This is a genomic window from Mitsuokella apri, assembly GCF_047974105.1.
In the GTDB taxonomy this organism is placed as follows: Bacteria; Bacillota; Negativicutes; order Selenomonadales; family Selenomonadaceae; genus Mitsuokella.
In genome coordinates this window covers 134,731-153,741 of sequence record NZ_JBHYRS010000004.1, presented here as the reverse complement: position 1 = coordinate 153,741, position 19,011 = coordinate 134,731, and the positions used below count along the sequence as shown (strand labels likewise).

17 protein-coding genes are annotated in these 19,011 nt (G+C 54.9%); all 17 read left to right on the top strand.

The window, feature by feature from the left end; translation table 11 throughout:
• The first annotated feature begins 1 nt into the window (after position 1).
• The 17 genes from ACE419_RS07250 (at position 2) to ACE419_RS07170 (ending at position 19,011) form a co-directional block, all read left to right on the top strand.
• Positions 2-1,969, top strand: a complete 1,968-nt coding sequence (locus tag ACE419_RS07250) for a BamA/OMP85 family outer membrane protein (protein ID WP_432646001.1) — start codon at positions 2-4, stop codon at positions 1,967-1,969.
• Between the two features lie 43 nt (positions 1,970-2,012).
• Positions 2,013-3,338, top strand: coding sequence for an acylphosphatase (locus ACE419_RS07245; RefSeq protein ID WP_435721497.1), 1,326 nt, complete (start codon positions 2,013-2,015; stop codon positions 3,336-3,338).
• A 91-nt stretch (positions 3,339-3,429) separates the two neighbouring features.
• On the top strand, positions 3,430-3,894 hold the full coding sequence (locus tag ACE419_RS07240; protein ID WP_432645999.1) for an OmpH/Skp family outer membrane protein: 465 nt from the start codon (positions 3,430-3,432) through the stop codon (positions 3,892-3,894).
• A 74-nt stretch (positions 3,895-3,968) separates the two neighbouring features.
• The gene (locus tag ACE419_RS07235; protein WP_435721496.1) at positions 3,969-5,162 is read left to right on the top strand and encodes a hypothetical protein; all 1,194 of its coding nucleotides are present in this window, start codon (positions 3,969-3,971) and stop codon (positions 5,160-5,162) included.
• Between the two features lie 55 nt (positions 5,163-5,217).
• Positions 5,218-5,655, top strand: coding sequence for an OmpH family outer membrane protein (locus ACE419_RS07230; RefSeq protein ID WP_432645997.1), 438 nt, complete (start codon positions 5,218-5,220; stop codon positions 5,653-5,655).
• Positions 5,656-5,685: 30 nt separating this feature from the next.
• The gene (gene lpxD, locus ACE419_RS07225; RefSeq protein WP_435721495.1) at positions 5,686-6,705 is read left to right on the top strand and encodes a UDP-3-O-(3-hydroxymyristoyl)glucosamine N-acyltransferase; all 1,020 of its coding nucleotides are present in this window, start codon (positions 5,686-5,688) and stop codon (positions 6,703-6,705) included.
• A gap of 67 nt (positions 6,706-6,772) precedes the next feature.
• Positions 6,773-7,642 carry a lysophospholipid acyltransferase family protein gene (locus ACE419_RS07220; protein WP_435721494.1) on the top strand — a complete coding sequence of 290 codons (870 nt, stop codon included), beginning with the start codon at positions 6,773-6,775 and terminating at the stop codon, positions 7,640-7,642.
• Positions 7,643-7,699: 57 nt separating this feature from the next.
• The gene (gene lpxC, locus ACE419_RS07215) at positions 7,700-8,539 is read left to right on the top strand and encodes a UDP-3-O-acyl-N-acetylglucosamine deacetylase (RefSeq protein ID WP_435721493.1); all 840 of its coding nucleotides are present in this window, start codon (positions 7,700-7,702) and stop codon (positions 8,537-8,539) included.
• A 58-nt stretch (positions 8,540-8,597) separates the two neighbouring features.
• A complete protein-coding gene (fabZ, locus tag ACE419_RS07210) occupies positions 8,598-9,038 on the top strand; it encodes a 3-hydroxyacyl-ACP dehydratase FabZ (protein WP_432645993.1) in 441 nt (146 codons plus the stop codon).
• 176 nt (positions 9,039-9,214) lie between these two features.
• Positions 9,215-10,027 carry an acyl-ACP--UDP-N-acetylglucosamine O-acyltransferase gene (lpxA, locus tag ACE419_RS07205; protein ID WP_432645992.1) on the top strand — a complete coding sequence of 271 codons (813 nt, stop codon included), beginning with the start codon at positions 9,215-9,217 and terminating at the stop codon, positions 10,025-10,027.
• 35 nt (positions 10,028-10,062) lie between these two features.
• A complete protein-coding gene (locus ACE419_RS07200; protein ID WP_432645991.1) occupies positions 10,063-10,866 on the top strand; it encodes an LpxI family protein in 804 nt (267 codons plus the stop codon).
• 113 nt (positions 10,867-10,979) lie between these two features.
• A complete protein-coding gene (lpxB, locus tag ACE419_RS07195; RefSeq protein ID WP_432645990.1) occupies positions 10,980-12,143 on the top strand; it encodes a lipid-A-disaccharide synthase in 1,164 nt (387 codons plus the stop codon).
• Positions 12,130-13,860, top strand: a complete 1,731-nt coding sequence (gene msbA / locus ACE419_RS07190; protein ID WP_432645989.1) for a lipid A export permease/ATP-binding protein MsbA — start codon at positions 12,130-12,132, stop codon at positions 13,858-13,860. The genes lpxB and msbA overlap by 14 nt, the downstream gene beginning before the upstream one ends.
• Before the next feature lie 14 nt (positions 13,861-13,874).
• Positions 13,875-16,364, top strand: coding sequence for a tetraacyldisaccharide 4'-kinase (gene lpxK, locus ACE419_RS07185; protein WP_432645988.1), 2,490 nt, complete (start codon positions 13,875-13,877; stop codon positions 16,362-16,364).
• 43 nt (positions 16,365-16,407) lie between these two features.
• On the top strand, positions 16,408-17,142 hold the full coding sequence (kdsB, locus tag ACE419_RS07180; RefSeq protein ID WP_435721491.1) for a 3-deoxy-manno-octulosonate cytidylyltransferase: 735 nt from the start codon (positions 16,408-16,410) through the stop codon (positions 17,140-17,142).
• Positions 17,143-17,191: 49 nt separating this feature from the next.
• Positions 17,192-18,016, top strand: a complete 825-nt coding sequence (gene kdsA / locus ACE419_RS07175) for a 3-deoxy-8-phosphooctulonate synthase (protein ID WP_432645986.1) — start codon at positions 17,192-17,194, stop codon at positions 18,014-18,016.
• Positions 18,017-18,027: 11 nt separating this feature from the next.
• Positions 18,028-19,011, top strand: a complete 984-nt coding sequence (locus tag ACE419_RS07170) for a KpsF/GutQ family sugar-phosphate isomerase (protein WP_435721489.1) — start codon at positions 18,028-18,030, stop codon at positions 19,009-19,011.

The window sequence follows — 19,011 nt, the reverse complement described above, 5'->3', positions numbered from 1 at the left end:
TTTGAAGAAACAGAAATACAGATCTCTCGCTTATGCTGTGGCAATTGCCGTCAGCTGTGCTGCTGTGCCGGGCACTTCCTGGGCAGCAGAAGCGCAGCCCGTGACAGCACAGCCTTCTGCCGCTGATACCGCTGCTGAACATGCAGATGCAGCCAAAACCGCAGCGGAGGAGACGAAGGCTGCAGCTCCTGCCGCACAGACGGCGGATACATCGGCTGCAGCGCAGGCTGATGCGGCTGCCAATTCGTCCGTGGATGAACGCACGCAGAATTGGGCGAAAAACCGCCCCCAGGAAACGGCCATCTCGGACAGCATGAAGCAGTATGAGGGTCAGACCATTGTCGATACGATTTTTGACGGTACGTCAAAAGCGACAGAGGGAACGGCCAAAGCAGCCATTTCCATGAAAGCCGGGGACATGTTCACCGTCAAAGGGCTCGATGCTGACCGCGAAAAAATCTATAATACGGGTTATTTCTATGATATTTATCCGAGCTTCCAGAACGTGCCGGAGGGTGTCATCATTACGTATCATGTCCTTGAAAATCCTGTTCTCAAGGGTGTAAAAATCAGCGGCAATACGGTCGAGAGCACGGATACGCTCACGAACTTCCTGACGCTCAAGACAGGCGAAATTCTCAACAGCCGTGAGCTCAGCAAGGATGTCACGGCCATTCAGGAGCAGTACCGCCGCGATGGTTATATTCTCGCAAAAATCACGGATATGAACATCGATAAGAACGGCATTCTGAACCTCAAAGTCAACGAGGGCATCCTTGAGGGCTATAAAGTCAAGGGCAATACGAAGACGAAGGAGCGCGTCATTCTGCGCGAGATGCGCCAGAAGCCGGGCGAACCGTTCAACTCGAAACTCGCACGCCGCAGCATGCAGCGCGTTTACAACCTCGGTTTCTTTGAGGACGTCAACATCAAGATGAATCCTGGTGTCGACCCGAATGCCGTGGTCATGGAGCTCGATGTCACGGAGAAACGCACGGGCTCGTTTGGCATCGGCGCCGGCTACTCGAGTGAAGACGGCGTCATCGGCATGGTCTCCATCGGCGATACGAACTTCCGCGGCACGGGCGATGCCGTCAGCCTGACGTATGAGACGAGCGGCGATGACACGGATGCACACGGCTACACGTTCTCCTACCGCCGTCCATGGCTCGACAGCAAGGAGACGGTCGGCACCTTCCGCATCTACAACCGTACATATGAATACGATGATTACGATACGAGCGGTGACCTCAAGGAAACATACATGCGTAAGTACGCCGGCGGCGAGCTGACGTTCGGACGTCCGGTCAGCGAGTACACGACAAACTATTTGACTCTGCGCAACCGCAAGGATTCGTATGTCAGACATGTCGATGACGGCAATATGGGCGACCGCAGTATCGATACTCCTGAGAATATAGCTTGGCGCAACGATAACTTCGGTACGACGCGCAGCATCACGCTCGAGCATGTCACGGATACGCGCGACAATGTCTACAACCCGATGAGCGGCAGCCGCCTGAGTCTTTCGGGTGAGTTCGCGGGCTTCGGCGGTGACTTCGACTTCCAGAAGTACACGATTGACGGTCAGCGCTATGTTCGTGCCGGCCGCTCGCAGGTCTGGGCTATGCGCGCCCGCTACGGCATCGGCAACGGCGATATCTCCGAGTTCAACCAGTACCGCATCGGCGGCCAGGGCTCGCTGCGTGGCTACCGCGAAGACCAGTTCCGCGGCGACCGCGAGTTCCTCGGCACGCTCGAGTACCGTTTCCCGCTCATGAAAAAAGTTCAGGGTGCCCTGTTCACGGATTGGGGCGGTGCCTGGGACAGCGGCCTGACGCCTGACGACATGCACGGCAGCGTCGGTGTCGGTATTTCCCTGACGACGCCAATCGGTCCGCTGCGCTTTGACTATGGCTGGGGCGATGACGGCGGCCGCGTTCACTTCAGCGTCGGCAGCTCGTTCTAATCAGGAAAAGAGCCGAACCTAATATACAAAGAAGGGATGTTCTTTGCTGAAACGATGGCTGGGCAGAAGGGGCGGCCGGAATGCAGTCCTGGCGGCGATTTTGCTCCTTTTGCTGCTGCCGCTTACGGCAGAGGCCAGCGGCCGCGTGGAAAGTGTCGATGCCCATGTGACAGCAGAGACGGGCATGCCGCCTCTTGTGAAGCAGCGCATGGAGACAAGCGTGCGCGTCATTGCGGAACAGCTGCTGCTCGGCATGCCCGCAGATGCTTCTGCTGAGGAACTGCAGCAAAAATCAGAAGTCATTCGTCAGGTTTTTGACAAGGTCCTCGTTGGCTACACAGTACGTCAGGTGGAAGTCACACCGGACGATGCTCAGGGGACCAGCGTCACCGTCCGGCTGATGCCATGGTCGGACCAGATCCGGAATATTGAAGTTAAGACAAATGTCGAGGGTATGCCGCCGGCAGTCGAAACCCTGATTCGCCAGGACCTTGCCGATGTCAATACAGTCTTTTCGGATGCTCTTTACGGCCTGCCCGTTGCGGCGACAGACTGGACAAACGGAGTGCTCAAGCATCATCTGAACGATTATCTCGCGGTGCATTTACCGGAATTTCGCGGTGACTTTGAGGTTGAAACAGATGGCGATAAGGCCAACGTCAGTTTGACGGTCTATCCGCGGCTGCCTGTGGTGCGTACGACGGATTTATCGATGCGCTCCGATACCATACCGAATTTTGCCCTGCTCAATCATCGCGAGCTCATGCAGCAGCAGACTGATATGCTCGTGGGCGTGCCGGTTGCTTTTGTGGCGCGTCATCAGCATGAATTTGAGCAGATGTTTGCCAAGACGCTTGATGCCCAGCAGGATTTTCGCGCGCTGCGCATGACGACATCCGTGACGATTACACCGCATGAGCGCATGGAAGTCATGAGCCGCTCCAATTCGGACCGCTATCGTGCACGGCTGCTCGGCTGGGTCGATATGGGACGGCGTGAGAGCAAATATGACGGCGAGATGGACAGCCTGCGTTTCCGCCTGCATGCGGGCAGCATGCTGACCTCGCGCGATGAAGCCTTTGCGCAGTTTGACTTCATGCCGCAGAAAGTGGATTGGGGCTGGGAACTCGGCTATGGACACCGCTTCGGCATGGGGACAGTTCCGCAGGTCCGCTACGATATGCGCAAAAATCGCTTTGTCCTCGGTGCCCTGCAGACGTTAGCGCCGCGCTGGCAGCTCCGCTATGAGTACCGCTTTGCAGACCAGCTCGGTGAGGCAGGTCTCCTATATAAAGTTCATGATTTCCTGAGTCTGGAGTATGTCCTCGATAAGACGCAGGGCTGGCTCCGCCTCATTGGAAATTTCTAATAGCTTTGCAGGTCAACTACTCCTTGTAGACCCCTGCGAAGTCTGCTATAATAAACGTGTTTCTTTGGAATCGTAAGAAGGAGAAGATAAAATGGTAACTTTACAGAAGAAGCAGGTCAAGATCATCAGTATCCTCATTGCACTTGTATTTGTCGGTTCTGTTGTAGCCCTTGCACTCACGCAGTCCGGTTCAGGCATTGCCAGCGCTGCAAGCTCGAATGTCGGCGTTGTGGATTACCGCCAGATTGCGCAGCAGAGCTCACAGCTCCAGGACATCCAGTCCCAGATGCAGAAAGAAGTTCAGGATGCGCAGAAAGAGTTTGAGGAGAAATCCGCAAACATGAGCGACCAGGAAAAGAACGACTACTATCAGCAGACGCAGCAGCGCCTTGCACAGAAGAATCAGGAGCTCATGGAGCCGTTCCAGAAGAATATTGAGGATTCCGTCAAGAGCGTAGCAGAAGCAAAAGGCCTCTCTGTTGTCCTTGAAAAGAGCTCGGTAGTTTACGGCGGCCAGGATATCACGCAGGATGTCATCAATAAGCTCAGCAAGTAAACCTCTGAGGTTCATATGAAATGTTGGGTACCGAGCGTTTGCGCTCGGTACTACTTGTAAGGAGGGCAGGGTTTGTGGAAGATCCGAATAAAACGGCAAAGTCCGCGGACTCTGCCAAATCCGGGCTTTGGCAGAAAAAGCGCAAGGAAATCATCCTTGGCAGCGTCATCGCCATCGGCCTCGTCTTTTTGGGGGCCTGGGGCCTGCGCGCCCTGATGCCGAGCCACCAGGACACGCAGAATACGGCGGCAGCCGCGAGCATTGGTCTTGTTGACATGCAGAAGGCGCTGGAGGCACATCCTGACTATGATAAGCTCGTAGCGCTCCAAAAGGAGTACAAGAGTCTGGAGCTTTCTCTGAAGGATACCGAGAAACTGCCGGAAATGCCGGTGCAGGCTCCGCAGGTCGACAGCAAGCCCTTTGATGATTCTGTCTGGCAGAAAAATGCGCAGGCTGTCATCGGCGGCCGCACCGAACTCGAGCGCGAGGCCAAGGATGTTGAAAAAGCTTACCGTGAGGCCCATCAGGCCGAGTACGACAGCCGCCGCAAGGCTGTCGATGAAGATTATGAGAATGCGATTTTTAATCTGAATCTCAAGATTGACAATCAAAAGGTCATGCACCATCCCTGGGCCAAGCAGGCAGACCTCGATGCCGAGAAGGCAGACTGGGAAAACCAGCGCGAACTCCTGCAGCAGGAACGCGGCATGAGACAGCAGGAGCTGGCCAAGGAATGGGAAAAAGAAGTCAATGCGTATGTACAGTCCGTCATGGGGCCGAAGGTAGCCAAATGGCAGGAACAGGCAAAGACGACGGTAAGCCAGCAGAAGTCGGCGGCCGTAAAAAAGCAGTCTGAGGTGCAGCAGCGCGATACGCAGGCCATGCAGGTTCAGACTCAGGTGGACGCAGCGCAGAAACTCCAGCAGCGTGCCCAGATCAAGCAGCAGATGGCGGCAAAGGCAGAAGAAATTCAGGCACTTGACACGCATATCCGCAATGATATCGCGGGCAAAGCAGCCAAAATCGCCATTCTGCATCATTTTACTTTGATCCTCGCCAATCCGGCGGAGGACCTTGTCTACAAACTTCCGCTTGCCGTACCGGACAGCATGAAGCCGGAACGCTTTATGCCTGTGGTCGGCAGCGACACGGAAGATGTCACGGATGAACTGGTCGAAGAGATGAGTACCTTGTCTGCGAGTGATGCGGACGGCTCAGATACTTCAGGAACTTCAGGAACTTCAGACAGCTCATCTGAGAACTCATAAATATTATCCTATCTTTAACAAATCTATACTATTATAGAAAGAAGAGAATCATAACATGAAATTGCGTAAAAAATCCGTAGGCCTCTTGGCGGCAGCTTTCGCTGCAACGATGCTCATGAGCGGCTGCGGTCAGGTCAAGATCGGTTATATCGAAGGCTCCCGCGTCATGCAGGAGGCTCCGCAGGTCAAGGCTCTGGTGGATGAAGGAAATCAGAAAATCAATGATGCCCGCGAAGAAGCTCAGAAGAGCCTGCAGGATAATCCGGATATGAGTCAGGAAGATGCGCAGAAGGCACAGGCTCAGGCCCAGCAGAAGATGGCCAGCCTCAACCAGTCGTATCAGATGCAGCTGCAGCAGAAAGTAAGCGCAGCTCTGCAGGATATCGCGAAAGAGAAGAAACTCGATGTCGTAGTGGACAGCGAGAAGGAACAGCCGACGGCGCTGATGGGCTGCGTTGACGTGACGGATGACGTTATTGCCAAACTGCAGTAAGACGTAAGGACGTAAGGATGGGATTGTGACATGAAAAAGACCTTGCAGGAAATTGCAGAATATGTTGGCGGCCGTGTGGAAGGCGATGCATCCATCGTCATTCGCGGGCTTGACAATATCGAGGGGGCCGGTGCAGGCGATCTGACCTTTGCTGTGGATCCGCATATTGAGGAAGCCAAGACGTGTCAGGCTGCTGCTGTCATGCTGCCGGAAGGAATTGAAAATTTCCCGAAGACAGCACTTTATGTGGAAGAGCCGCGCGCTGCTTTTGCCAAGCTGCTCGAGCTCTTCACACCGAAGCTTCAGTTCCCGAAGGGCGTGAGCGAACAGGCCCATATCGGCAAGGATGTCAAGATTGGCAAAGATGTTGTCATCATGCCGTTTGCCGTCGTGGACGACCATGCTGTCATCGGGGACCGCGTTACGCTTTATCCGCATACGTATATCGGTCAGTATGCAGAAATCGAAGACGATACGGTCATTTATTCGAGTGCTACGGTCCGCGAGCACTGCCATGTCGGCAAACGCTGCGTCATCCACTGCTCAGCTGTCATCGGCTCGGATGGTTTTGGCTTCACGACGCACGAAGGTGTGCACACGAAGGTGCCGCAGGTCGGCAATGTCGTCCTTGAGGATGACGTCGAAATCGGTGCGCATGACGGCATTGACCGCGCGGCCATGGGCTCGACGGTCATTGGCCACGGCACGAAGATCGACAATCTCGTCCATATCGGCCATAACTGCAAGATCGGTCCGAACTGCCTGATTGTCGCGCAGACGGGTATTTCGGGCTCGACGATTGTCGGCCACAATGTCACGTTTGGCGGACAGGTCGGCACGGTCGGCCATATCAAGATTGGTGCGAATTCCGTCTATGCCGCACGTTCGGGCATCATCGGCGATATGCCGGAAGGTGTGTTCTGTGCGGGCTTCCCTGTGCAGAGCCATGCGGAATGGCTGCGCATGCAGGCTTCGATGAAGCATCTGCCGGAAATGTACAAGAAGTTCCGGCAGCTCGAAAAGAAGCTGGCCAAGTACGAGAAACAATAACGCAGTGATGCGATGAAGAAAGCCTTCCTGAAGATGGAAGGCTTTCTTGCTGAAAGGGGAGAAAAGCGTGTTTTCCTACTATATCTTGAAATTCATCAGCAAAATCTGCTGCCTGTTGCCGCGCAGCGTATGTGAGGTCTTGGGCAGGGCACTTGGCGAATTCGCCTGGATTTTTGTGCCGAAACGCCGCAAAAAACTCGCCAAAGACCAGATCATGGTGTGTCTGGGTCTTGACGAGAAAGAGGCAGAAAAACTCGCGAAGGCCAGCAGTGTGCGCTTTGGCCCGATGCTCATGGAAGTTCTGCGCTTTCCGGTCATCCGCAAACACATCGATGAGTATGTGCGCATCGAAGGCCTCGATAAGCTGCAGAAAGGCCTGGCTCTTGGCAAAGGATGCATCATAGCGGCAGCACACAGCGGCAATTGGGAGCTCATGGGCGGCGCTTTTGCGCAGGCCGGCATTCCGCTCGTCGGCGTGGCCATGAAGCAGAAGTCGACGGGGGCAGACCGTTTCATCAATGAATACCGCACCCTTATCGGCATGCATATCACCTATAAGACCGGCGTGCGGGAGATGTTTGAGATGCTGCAGAAAGGCTGGGCTATTGGCCTCATCATGGACCAGGATACGAACCGTCACAGCGGCATCGTCCTCGATTTCTTCGGCAGACCGACGAACTGTGTCCCGGGCGCGGCCTCGATGGCCCGCTTTCAGGGTGTACCGATTTTCCCTGCCTTCATGCATCGCGATGAACACGGCTTCCATACACTGATCGTGCAGAACCCTGTCTTTGTGAAAAAGACGCGCGACAAGCGCGAGGACATCCGTGAGACGACACAGGTTCTGACAAAATGCATCGAGGACCATGTGCGCAAATATCCTGAAGAATGGTTTTGGCTGCATGACCGCTGGAAATCCATGCGGGAAGAATCCTAACTTGCATCGAGGTCAATAGTTTTGTACAATATAGGAAGGCATATTACGGCAGGGGGTATGATTTTGCAGAAGCAGAGAACATTGAAGACAGAAATTTCTTATACTGGCATCGGGCTGCATTCCGGCCGTGAGGTTCACGCAGTGCTGAAGCCGGCTCCAGAGGACGCTGGGATTGTCTTCGTGCGTAAAGACCTTCCGGGAGAGCCGCAGATTCATGCGAAGGCCCAGAATGTCACGTCGACCTTGCGCGCTACGACGATTGAAGAACATGGCAATAAAGTTTTTACGATTGAGCATCTCATGAGCGCCTTTCATGCACACCGCATCGATAATGCGTATGTAGAGCTTGACTCAGAGGAACCGCCGGTAGCGGACGGCGCATCGCTCGTATTCTTCGAGCTCATGGAAAAAGCAGGCATTGTGGAGCAGGAGAAGGAACGCCGGGAAATCGTCATTGATAAGGTTTACCGCATCGATGATGAAAAGACGGGCCGCTTCGTCATGGTCGTTCCCTATGATGGATTCCGCGTGAGCTTTACATCTCTGAATCCGCATAAGCTCATTGGCGTTCAGTATGAAGACTTTCATGTCAATGAAGAAGTCTATCATAAAGAAATTGCACCGGCCCGCACGATTGCCTATGAAAAGGAAATCAAGGCCCTGCGCGAGATGGGGCTCGGACTCGGCGGCTCGCTCGAGAACGTCATTGTTTACAATGATGAGGGCTGGCTCAATCCGCTCCATTTCGAGGATGAGCTCGTGCGCCATAAGATTCTCGATGTCATTGGCGACCTGCGCCTTTCCGGCATCATCCGCGGCCATGTGATTGCCGTGGCTTCCGGTCATGCACTCAACACGCAGCTGGCAAAACAGATTGCCGCTGCTTATGAAGAATAAGAAGAATAAGAAGAAAAAGATTTACCTGAAGTTTTCAGAGGAAGAAGAGGGATATATCATGGTATTAGACATCGAAGAAATCCAGAAAATCTTACCGCATCGTCCGCCGATGCTGCTTGTCGACCGCATCATTGAGCTCGAACCGTTTAAGTCGGCTACAGGCATCAAGAACGTCACGATGAATGAGCCCCATTTTCGCGGCCACTTCCCAGGCCATCCGATCATGCCGGGCGTGCTGATCCTTGAGGCCATGGCTCAGGTCGGCGGCGTGGCCATGCTGTATCCACCGGAGCACCGCGGCAAGATTGCGCTGTTCGGCGGCATGGAGCATGTCAAATTCAAACGTCAGGTCGTGCCGGGCGACCAGCTGGTCACGAAGGCCAAACTCGTCCGCACGCGCGGTGACTTCGGCCTGCTCCATTGCGACGGTTATGTGGATGGCGAGCTCGCTGCTTCGGCAGATTTTAAGTTTGCCCTGAAAAAAGGCGAAGATCTTTGATTTTTGCCTGCATTAATTGTCTAAGCACATTTAGTCTTTGTTCAACTCGTAAAACGCCCAGATTTGCAGTCAAATGAAATACGAGAATGATGAGGGTATTCAGGAGTATATAAAGAAGGACAGAGCAAACTGGCCGGCACAGCCGGCATTGGAGGAAGGTTAAGGAGTTGGAGCAGATGAATACGGACAATAAAGTCACTGCAAATATACATGAAACTGCTGTGGTTGCGCCAGGTGCAAAGATCGCAGAAAATGTTGAAATTGGCCCGTACTCGGTTATCGGGGAGAATGTTGAGATTGGCGAAGGGACGAAGATCGGCCCGCATGTCGTCATTCACGGCTGGACGCAGATCGGCAGAGACTGCCGCATTTTCCAGGGGGCTTCCATTGGCGAAGAACCGCAGGATCTTAAATTTAAAGGGGAAAAAAGCTATACGATTATCGGCGACCGCACGACCATCCGCGAGGGTTCTACAATCCATCGCGCGACCGGCGAAGGTGAGGAAACGCGTGTCGGCAACGACTGCCTGCTCATGGCTTTGACGCATGTTGCGCACAACTGCGTTGTGGGCAATCATGTCATTATGTCGAATCTGGCAAGTCTTGCCGGTCACGTCGTTGTCGAGGACCGCGCCGTCATCGGCGGCATGGCAGGTGTGCACCAGTTTGTCAAGATTGGCCGCAATGCCATGGTCGGCGGCATGTCGAAGCTCACGCAGGATGTCGTGCCGTATACGATTGTCGATGGACAGCCGGCCAAAGTCGTCGGCCTTAACGCCGTGGGCATTTCGCGTGCCGGCATCAAGCTTGAGGCACGCCGCAATATCAAGAAGGCATATAAACTTCTCTATCGTTCCGGTCTGAGCCTGCAGCAGGCAATTGCCGTCATCGAGCAGGAAGTCGATTCCTGTGAAGAGGTCGAGCATTTTCTGCGTTTCCTGCGCAATGCAGAGCGCGGCATTTGCCGTGAGCGCAGAGAGCGTGACTGATATCGGTATTGATGGAGAAATTCGGGGGAATCGTTATGGAAAAAATCGGACTGCTGGCTGGTGCTGGCAAACTGCCGGTGGAGTGTGCCAAAGCAGCCAAACTCCTCGGCTATGAGGTTTATGCAGTCGCTCTGCTGCCGGAGACGGATGCAGAACTCAAGGACTGCACAGCAGATTGTCAGTTCATCAGCATCGCACATCTCGATGCTGTCCTCAATTATTTGAAAGAACATCAGGTCACGAAGGTTACGATGATCGGCAAGGTCACGAAGGAACTGCTCTTTTCGGGTAAAGTTCAGCCGGATGCCCGCATGCTGAAGCTCATCATGGAACTGCCGGACCGCAAGGACGATACCATCATGATGATGTTTGTCCGCGAACTCGCGAAAGCCGGCATGCAGGCCTTTGATCAGACGGCCCTGATACGCCGTCTGATGCCGCATCGCGGTGTAATCTCCAAGCGTGAACCGACACCGGAAGAGCGCAAGGACATGGAGTTTGGCTTCCGCATGGCCAAGGAAATCGGCCGTCTCGATGTCGGCCAGACGGCTGTTGTCAAAAATATGGCTGTCATGGCACTTGAGGCCATTGAGGGTACGGATGCCTGCATTCGCCGCGGCGGCGAACTCGCGCGCGGCGGCGCTGTGGTGGCAAAAGTTGCCAAGCCGCAGCAGGACGACCGCTTTGACGTGCCGACCGTAGGTCTGGAAACGATCAAGAGCATGGTCGCTGTCGGTGCAACGGCGCTGGCCATCGAGGCAGACAAGACGCTTCTGGTAGAGCGTGAGGAGATGCTTGCACTGGCAGATGCCAATAATATAACGATTGCAGCCATGTAAGTACGTGATTGTGAGACGCGGCGGAATCAGGAATGCTGGTATCCACGCGTCTTTTCGGCTTTTCTTATGGACTGTTATTTTTTCGGTGTCTTTGCAGGAAAGGAGGGGTTCGGATGAAAATCATGATGTCCGCAGGGGAAGTTTCCGGTGATCTGCACGGAGAACGTTTGGCCAGAGCCATCCATGAGCAGGCCCCGGAGACGGAGCTCGTCGGCTTTGGCGGAGCAAGGATGGAAGCTGCAGGTGTCAGGCTTTTCCGCAATTTTGCGGATTACAATGTCATGGGCGTCTGGGAGGTCATCAAGAATCTCCGGCGCATCCTGAAACTCCTTGATGACCTGACTGCGTACATGGAAAGAGAGAGGCCGGACCTCTTGGTCCTCATCGACTATCCGGACTTTAACTGGAGACTTGCCAAACGCGCTAAGAAGCTCGGCATACCGGTCTTCTCCTACATTCCGCCGTCGGCCTGGGCCTGGCGCAAGGGCAGAGCAAAAAAATGTGCGGCTCTTGCCGATGAGTTCGTCGCGATTTTCCCGCATGAGCTGCCTGTCTATGAAGCGGCTGGCGCCAATATTTCGTTTGTCGGCAATCCGCTGGTCGACACCGTCAAGGCGGAGCTGCCCGAAGACGAGGCGAGAAAATTTTTCGGCATCCATGAACACGAGCATGCCGTCCTGCTGATGCCGGGCAGCCGCCGTCAGGAAATCACGATGCTGCTGCCGGCCATGCTGAAGGCGGCAGAACTCTTAAAGGCGCAGCGGCCCGATACGAAATTCTTCCTGCCCGTAGCAGCTCCTGCTTATGAGGCGTTGATTGAGGGCATGGTGGCAGAGCATGATGTTAAAGTCCGGCTGACACATGAAAACCGCTATGCGCTCATGGGACTTGCCGACGTGGCAGCAGCAGCTTCGGGAACCGTGGTCATGGAGGCAGCCCTCATGGGACTGCCCTGCGTCTCACTTTACCGGCTGGCACCGCTCAACTATATGATTGGCCGTGCCTTCGTGCATGTCAGGCACTTCACTTTGCCGAATATCCTGCTCGATGAGACCATCCAGCCGGAGCTCCTGCAGGATGAAGTGGAGCCGCACCGCATCGCGCGCGAGCTGGCCCGCCTCTATCGCGGGGCACCGGCACGCGGTGCGACGGCGGCGAAACTTCGGGAGGCCTGTGCAAAATTGGGGCCGCCGGGTGCATCCAAACGGGTAGCCGCAAAAATCTTAGCGGCCGCAGAGAGAAAACGAAATTCGGGAGAACAACATGAAGAATTATAAGCGGCTGCTTCAATATATGCGGCCATATGTCAAGCAGCTCATACTGGCCATCTTCTGCATCATCATGGCAGCGGCAGCGAACCTTTATTTGCCATGGATCATCAAGGACATGATCGATAAAGTGCTGGCCGAAAAAGATATGCTGATGCTCAATCTCATCTGCGTCGGTATCGTCGTGGTCTTCCTGCTGCGCGGTATCTTTTTTTACGGTCAGTCCTATCTCGTTTCGTTCATCGGCCAGAAAGTCATCATCGATGTGCGCGAGGTCATGTTCCGCAAGTTTCAGCGCATGCCGATGGCCTATTTTGACCGCCATCAGACGGGCGAGGTCATGAGCTTTATTACGAACGATGTCGCAGCCATCCAGTCGGCCCTCGTCGACCAGCTCATTGAGATGGTCACAGAAGGGTCCATCCTCATCGGCTCTCTTGTCATGATGATTGTGCTGGACTGGAAGCTTTCAATCCTGACTCTCGTCATCATCCCGCTGGTCGGGCAGGCAATGAAGATTTTTGGCCGTAAGATCAAGCGCAATGGTACGGTCATTCAGGAACGCATGGCTGATATCACGTCGCTGCTGCAGGAGAGTATTTCTTCCATCCGCGTCGTCAAGTCCTTCGTACGTGAGAATTACGAAATCAAACGCTTCTGCCGTCAGAACGAACTCAACTTTCAGGCAGCCATGAAGAATGTTCAGCTCACGAGTCTCTTGACGCCATCCGTTGAGTTTCTCGCGGCCATCTCGGTTACGGTCATCATCTGGTTCGGCGGTTACGAAGTCGTCAATGGTCAGATGACAGCCGGTTCGCTGGTCGCGTTCCTCACATATGCGGTCAATCTGGCAAACCCGGTCAAGCGTCTCTCGCGCGTTTACGGCAATCTGCAGCGGGCAATGGCCGCCGTCGACCGCGTCTTCAACGTCATCGACCTCAAAGAGACGATCACGGATAAGCCAGATGCCAAGGAACTGCCGAAAGTTAAAGGCCATGTCGTCTTCGACCACGTTTCCTTCGAATATAAGAAGGGTGTGCCGGCACTTTCCGATGTCAGCCTCGAAGTAAAACCGGGCCAGATGATCGCCTTTGTCGGTCCGAGCGGCGCCGGCAAGTCGACGATTGCGAACCTCATCCCGCGTTTCTATGAGGTTACGTCGGGCTCTATTTCCATCGATGGCTTCGACATCCGCGATGTGACGGTTTCTTCCCTGCGCGAACAGATTGGCATTGTGCCGCAGGAGACCATGCTGTTCTCGACGACGGTCCGCGAGAATATCCGCTACGGCCGCCTCGATGCGACAGATGAGGAAGTCGAAGCGGCTGCCAAGGCGGCGAATGCCGATGCCTTCATCCGCGAGCTGCCAAACGGCTATGAGACGAAAATCGGCGAACGCGGCCTGAACCTTTCAGGCGGTCAGCGCCAGCGCATGGCCATTGCGCGCGCCATCCTCAAGAACCCGCAGATCCTGATTCTTGATGAGGCTACATCGGCTCTCGATACGGAAAGTGAGAAGATTGTACAGGCAGCTCTCGATAAACTCATGGTCGGCCGTACCTCATTCGTCATTGCCCATCGCCTCTCGACGATTTTCAATGCCGACCAGATTTACGTCATCGACAACGGCCATATCAAGGAGCACGGCACGCATGAGGAGCTTTTGAAGCTCGGCGGCCTTTACAGTTATCTCTACAACATCCAGTTCAGTAAGAAAAACGTTTAAGAAGGGAAGAGGTTATGCAATTACTCTATAATATAGCGGCCATCATCATTGTGATCCTCGTGATCCCGATGTTCATGATCCGCTCGGTGCGCGAGAAGGGCTTTGTCGAACGCATCCGTCAGAGCTTTGGCTTCTTCCCGGAACACGCCCTTGATAAAGTGGAGAAGAAGGACTGCATCTGGGTGCATGCGGCTTCTGTCGGTGAGATCGTGGCGACGAGCCCGCTCATCAAGGAATTCCGCAAAGAATTTCCCAAAAGCCCGATTCTCGTCTCGGTTGTCACGACCAGCGGCTATGAAATGGCCAACCGCATCATCAAGGATGCCGATGCCATCATTTATTTCCCGCTGGACCTGCCGTGGCTGGCCGGCCATGTACTGCGCCGCATCCGTCCGCGCGTATTCCTGCCGGTCGAGACGGAGCTCTGGCCGAATTTCCTGCGCACGGCGCGCCGCATTCATGTACCGGTCATGATGGTCAACGGCCGCATCAGCGACAAGAGTGTCAAGCAGTACAAGCATCTGCACAGTCTGCTGCGCGACATGATCGGCACGGTCAAGCTCTTTGCCATGCAGTCGCCGATCGATGCGGAATACATCATGCGCCTCGGGGCACCGAAGGAACTCGTGACCGTTACGGGCAATACGAAGTTTGACCAGACGTATACGGACGTCAGCCCGGAAGAAAAGCAAAAAATCATTGAGGATATGGGCCTGACGGAAAATGACGGAATTTTCCTCGCGGGCTCGACGCACCGCGGCGAGGAAGGCCCTGTGCTGCAGGCTTTTGCTTCTGTGCGCAAAACGCATCCGCACGCGCGTCTCGTCATCGCGCCGCGTGAACTCCTGCGCACGACGGAAGTCGTCCATCTCTGCCGCAAGGCGGGGTTCACTGTGACGACGAGGACAACGCTCCAGAAGGAGCCTTCGCACAATGAAGATATTGTCATCCTCGATACGATTGGCGAACTCGGCAAGGTCTACAGCATCGGCGATGTCGTCTTCGTCGGCGGCAGTCTTGTGCCGCATGGCGGCCATAATATCCTCGAGCCGGCAGCTCATGGCAAGGCCATCATCGTCGGTTCGCATATGTTCAATTTCAAAGATACATATGCTCTTTTCAAGAACCGCAATGCCTGCATTACGGTCCACAACGGCGACGAACTGGCCAAGGAAGTTACGCGTCTCTTTGATGAACCGGATCACCGCCACCGCATGGAAGAAGAAACGCGCGCCATCGTGCGGGAGAATAAGGGCGCTTCGCGCAAATCGGCCGTTCTGCTCCATCAGATGCTCGATGCCTATGAGAGCAGCCCCGAAAACCGCCATCACGTGCGTTCCACGCAAAAAATCACGAACTTCCAGACCTATTTCATCGACCTCGTACATAGTAAGGAAGTAGATGGTTTCTTCCCGAATATCATCATGGGCATCCTCTATGTGTTCTCGCTGATTTACGGCCTGCTCGTCAATATCAAGCTCGCCGGCTACAAATACGGCGTGTTCCAGAAACAAAAGCTCGACTGCTTCGTCATCAGCCTCGGCAATGTCACGGTCGGCGGTACGGGCAAGACGCCGACGGCTCAGCGCCTTGCGCGCGATATCCGCGACATGGGCTACCGCGTCGTCATCCTCAACCGCGGCTACCGTGCCAAATGGCACGGCGAAGTCGGCATTGTTTCGGACGGCAAGAGACTGCATATGGATGCGGCTGAAGCCGGCGATGAGGCCTATATGCTGGCAAAGCATCTGCCGGAAGTTCCCGTGCTCATCGGCGCGGAGCGCGCAAAGACAGGCCGCTACGCGATGGAGCATTTCGGCGCGGAAGTTGCCATCCTCGACGATGGCTTCCAGCATTGGCAGCTCATGCGGGATCTTGACATCCTGCTCGTCGATGCGGTCAATGTTTTTGGCAATGGCTACATCCTGCCGCGCGGCACGCTGCGCGAGCCAATTTCGCATATCAGCAGGGCCGATATCTGCCTGATGACCAAGGTGGACCAGGCAGCAGCGGGCTCGTGCGATTACATCCGCGAGACGGTGCACCGCTACAATCCGGAAGCCCGTATTGTCGAGAGCATTCACCAGCCGCGCTGCTTTATCCCGCTGACGGAATGGTATGTCAATATTGCGAGTGAGGGTATCGATGTTGAAAAAATGCGCGGCAAGCGCATCATGGCGGTTTCGGCTATCGGCAATCCGGCTTCGTTTGAACAGACACTCTCCGACCTTGGTGCTGTCATCATCGAGAGCCTGCGCTATCCGGACCATCACGATTATGCGATGTCGGAGATGACCGATATTTTCCAGCAGGCTGAAAATGCCGGCGCAGAGGCCATCGTCATCACGGAGAAAGATGCCGTTAAGATTCCGGCGGACGTAGCCCGTGAGAAATGGTCCATCCCGATTTATGTTATCTGCGTAGAAGTGACGTTCCAGAAGGGCAGCGAAGGCCTCCATGAAATGTTGAAGCAGCGCCTTGCAGAACGCCTCGGCCCCCGTTGAAATCTCATTTTCTTCTATATATAATAGAAAGGATAGAAAGTCCATGAATGTTCTCTGTGTCATTCCCGCGCGCTATGCATCGACGCGCCTGCCGGGCAAACCGCTCAAGGATATTGCCGGCAAACCCATGATCTGCCGTGTTTACGATAGAGCTTCACAGGCTAAGCGTGTATCGGCTGCCCTGGTGGCGACCGATGATGAACGCATTTTGGAGGCTGTCGTGCAAAATGGCGGCAGGGCCGTCATGACGCGTAAGGACCATCCAACGGGCACGGACCGCCTGGCAGAAGTGGCAGAGAAATATCCGGATGTCGACCTCATCATCAATGTGCAGGGCGATGAACCGCTCATTGAGCCGGCCCTCATTGATGAACTCGCCGCTGCGTTCGATGATGACGCCGACCTGCAGATGGCAACGGTCTGCACGGAAATCACGGATGAGGCAGAGGCAAAGAACCCCAACAATGTCAAGGTGGTCATGGACAGGAAGGGCTATGCCCTGTACTTCTCGCGTTCGCTGCTGCCGTACCCGCGCCATACGGGCACGCCCGTTTACAAGCACATCGGCATTTACGCCTACAAGCGGGATTTCCTGCTGCAGTATGCCAAGATGGAAGAGACACCTCTTGAGCATGCTGAGAGCCTCGAGCAGCTGCGGGCCTTGGAAAATGGCTATCGCATCAAGGTCATCAAGACGCCGTACCGTTTCGTCGGCGTCGATACGGCGGAAGACCTCGCTAAGGTCAACGAGATTTACCGTCAGATGATGGAAAAATAAATATGAGAAGCAGAAGATTTTTTAGCACAGAAAGTGGAAGGTGAATCGTATGAATAAGGTCAAGGTTGGAAATTTCATGATCGGTGAAGGCGAGCCGCTGGCACTCCTCGCCGGTCCCTGTGTCCTTGAAGGCATGGACCGCTGCCTGCTCATCGGGCGCACGATCAAGGAAATCTGCGGCCGTCTCGGCATCAATTACGTATTCAAAGCTTCTTTTGATAAAGCAAACCGTTCGTCTTATCATAGTTTCCGCGGCCCGGGCCTCAAAAAAGGTCTTGAGATGCTGCAGGAAATCAAGGAGACGCTGAATGTCCCCATCGTGACGGACATTCACGAGACGACGCAGGCGGAGCCCGCTGCCAAGGTCGCAGATATCCTGCAGATTCCGGCCTTCCTCTGCCGTCAGACGGATCTTCTGCATGCTGCGGCTCAGACGGGCCGTGTCGTCAATGTCAAGAAAGGGCAGTTCCTCGCGCCTGAGGATATGCGCAATGTTGTCGATAAACTGCACGAATGCGGCTGCGAGCAGATGATGCTGACGGAGCGCGGTGCTTCGTTTGGCTATCATAATCTCGTGGTCGACATGCGCAGCCTGCCGATTATGCGCAGCTTCGGCTATCCGGTCGTTTTTGACGGCACGCACAGCGTCCAGCTGCCGGGCGGCAACGGCACGACGTCTTCCGGAAACCGCGAATTCGTCGAGTACCTCGTGCGCGCGGCCGCCGGCGTCGGCATTGACGCCCTCTTCCTTGAAGTGCACGACAATCCGGAAGAGGCTTTGTCAGACGGTGCCAACATGGTTTATCTCGATAAACTCGAAGATCTCCTGAAGGATGCTCTTGCCATCCATAAGGTCATTCGTCATCAGGCATGAGGAGGAGCAGCGTGAGCAACGAAAACAGCATCAAAGCGAGAGCCATTGAGACACTCGATATCGAAGGAAAGGCAGTCCTTGCCCTCAAAGACCGCATCGGCAGTGAATTTGTCGATGTTGTCAACTGCATTCTGGCCTGCCCTGCACGCGTTGTCGTGACGGGCATGGGCAAATCGGGACACGTTGGCCGCAAAATTGCGGCGACCCTCGCCAGCACGGGCACGCCGTCTTTTTTCCTGCATCCGGCGGAAGCCTTTCACGGTGACCTCGGCATGGTCACGGAAAACGATGTCGTCATTGCGATTTCCAACAGCGGCGAGTCTACGGAAATCGTCAACATCCTGCCGATTATCCGCCGCATCGGGGCGACGATTGTCGCCATGTGCGGACGCCGCGAATCACAGCTCGGCAAATTCTGTGATTATTTTATCGACATCAGCGTGGAGCGTGAGGCCTGCCCGTTAGGGCTCGCGCCGACGGCCAGCACGACGGCCACGCTTGCCATGGGCGATGCGATTGCCATGGCCCTGATGTCGGAACGCAATTTCACGAGTCAGGATTTTGCGATGTTCCACCCGGGCGGTGCCCTTGGACGCCGTCTGCTGCTCAAAGTCGAGAACGTCATGCATACGGGCAAGGATAATCCGCTTATTCACTGCGGCAAGACGGTCAAGGATGCTCTGTTCGTCATGACGGACAAGGGCCTCGGTGCTGTTTCGGTTGTTGATGATGACGGCAAATTTGTCGGTCTCATAACCGATGGCATCATCCGCCGCGCGCTCGCCAAAGATTATAAATTCCTTGATGAGGCCGTGGAGAAGATCATGTTCACGGAGCCTTTGACGATTGCACCGCAGCAGATGGCAGCGGCGGCCCTCTCCGTCATGGAGAAGCATAAACCGCGTCCTGTTACGGTTCTGCCCGTCATTGATGACAAGGGTGTGCCGGTTGGCATTGTCCATTTGACGGACCTTCTGCGTCAGGGGGTTGTTTGA

Coding starts and splice junctions, on each gene's coding strand:
- ACE419_RS07240 (WP_432645999.1), top strand. CDS start 3,430: ATGGTAACTTTACAGAAGAAGCAGGTCAAGATCATCAGTATCCTCATT.
- ACE419_RS07230 (WP_432645997.1), top strand. CDS start 5,218: ATGAAATTGCGTAAAAAATCCGTAGGCCTCTTGGCGGCAGCTTTCGCT.
- lpxD (WP_435721495.1), top strand. CDS start 5,686: ATGAAAAAGACCTTGCAGGAAATTGCAGAATATGTTGGCGGCCGTGTG.
- lpxC (WP_435721493.1), top strand. CDS start 7,700: ATGATTTTGCAGAAGCAGAGAACATTGAAGACAGAAATTTCTTATACT.
- fabZ (WP_432645993.1), top strand. CDS start 8,598: ATGGTATTAGACATCGAAGAAATCCAGAAAATCTTACCGCATCGTCCG.
- lpxA (WP_432645992.1), top strand. CDS start 9,215: ATGAATACGGACAATAAAGTCACTGCAAATATACATGAAACTGCTGTG.
- ACE419_RS07200 (WP_432645991.1), top strand. CDS start 10,063: ATGGAAAAAATCGGACTGCTGGCTGGTGCTGGCAAACTGCCGGTGGAG.
- lpxB (WP_432645990.1), top strand. CDS start 10,980: ATGAAAATCATGATGTCCGCAGGGGAAGTTTCCGGTGATCTGCACGGA.
- msbA (WP_432645989.1), top strand. CDS start 12,130: ATGAAGAATTATAAGCGGCTGCTTCAATATATGCGGCCATATGTCAAG.
- lpxK (WP_432645988.1), top strand. CDS start 13,875: ATGCAATTACTCTATAATATAGCGGCCATCATCATTGTGATCCTCGTG.
- kdsB (WP_435721491.1), top strand. CDS start 16,408: ATGAATGTTCTCTGTGTCATTCCCGCGCGCTATGCATCGACGCGCCTG.
- kdsA (WP_432645986.1), top strand. CDS start 17,192: ATGAATAAGGTCAAGGTTGGAAATTTCATGATCGGTGAAGGCGAGCCG.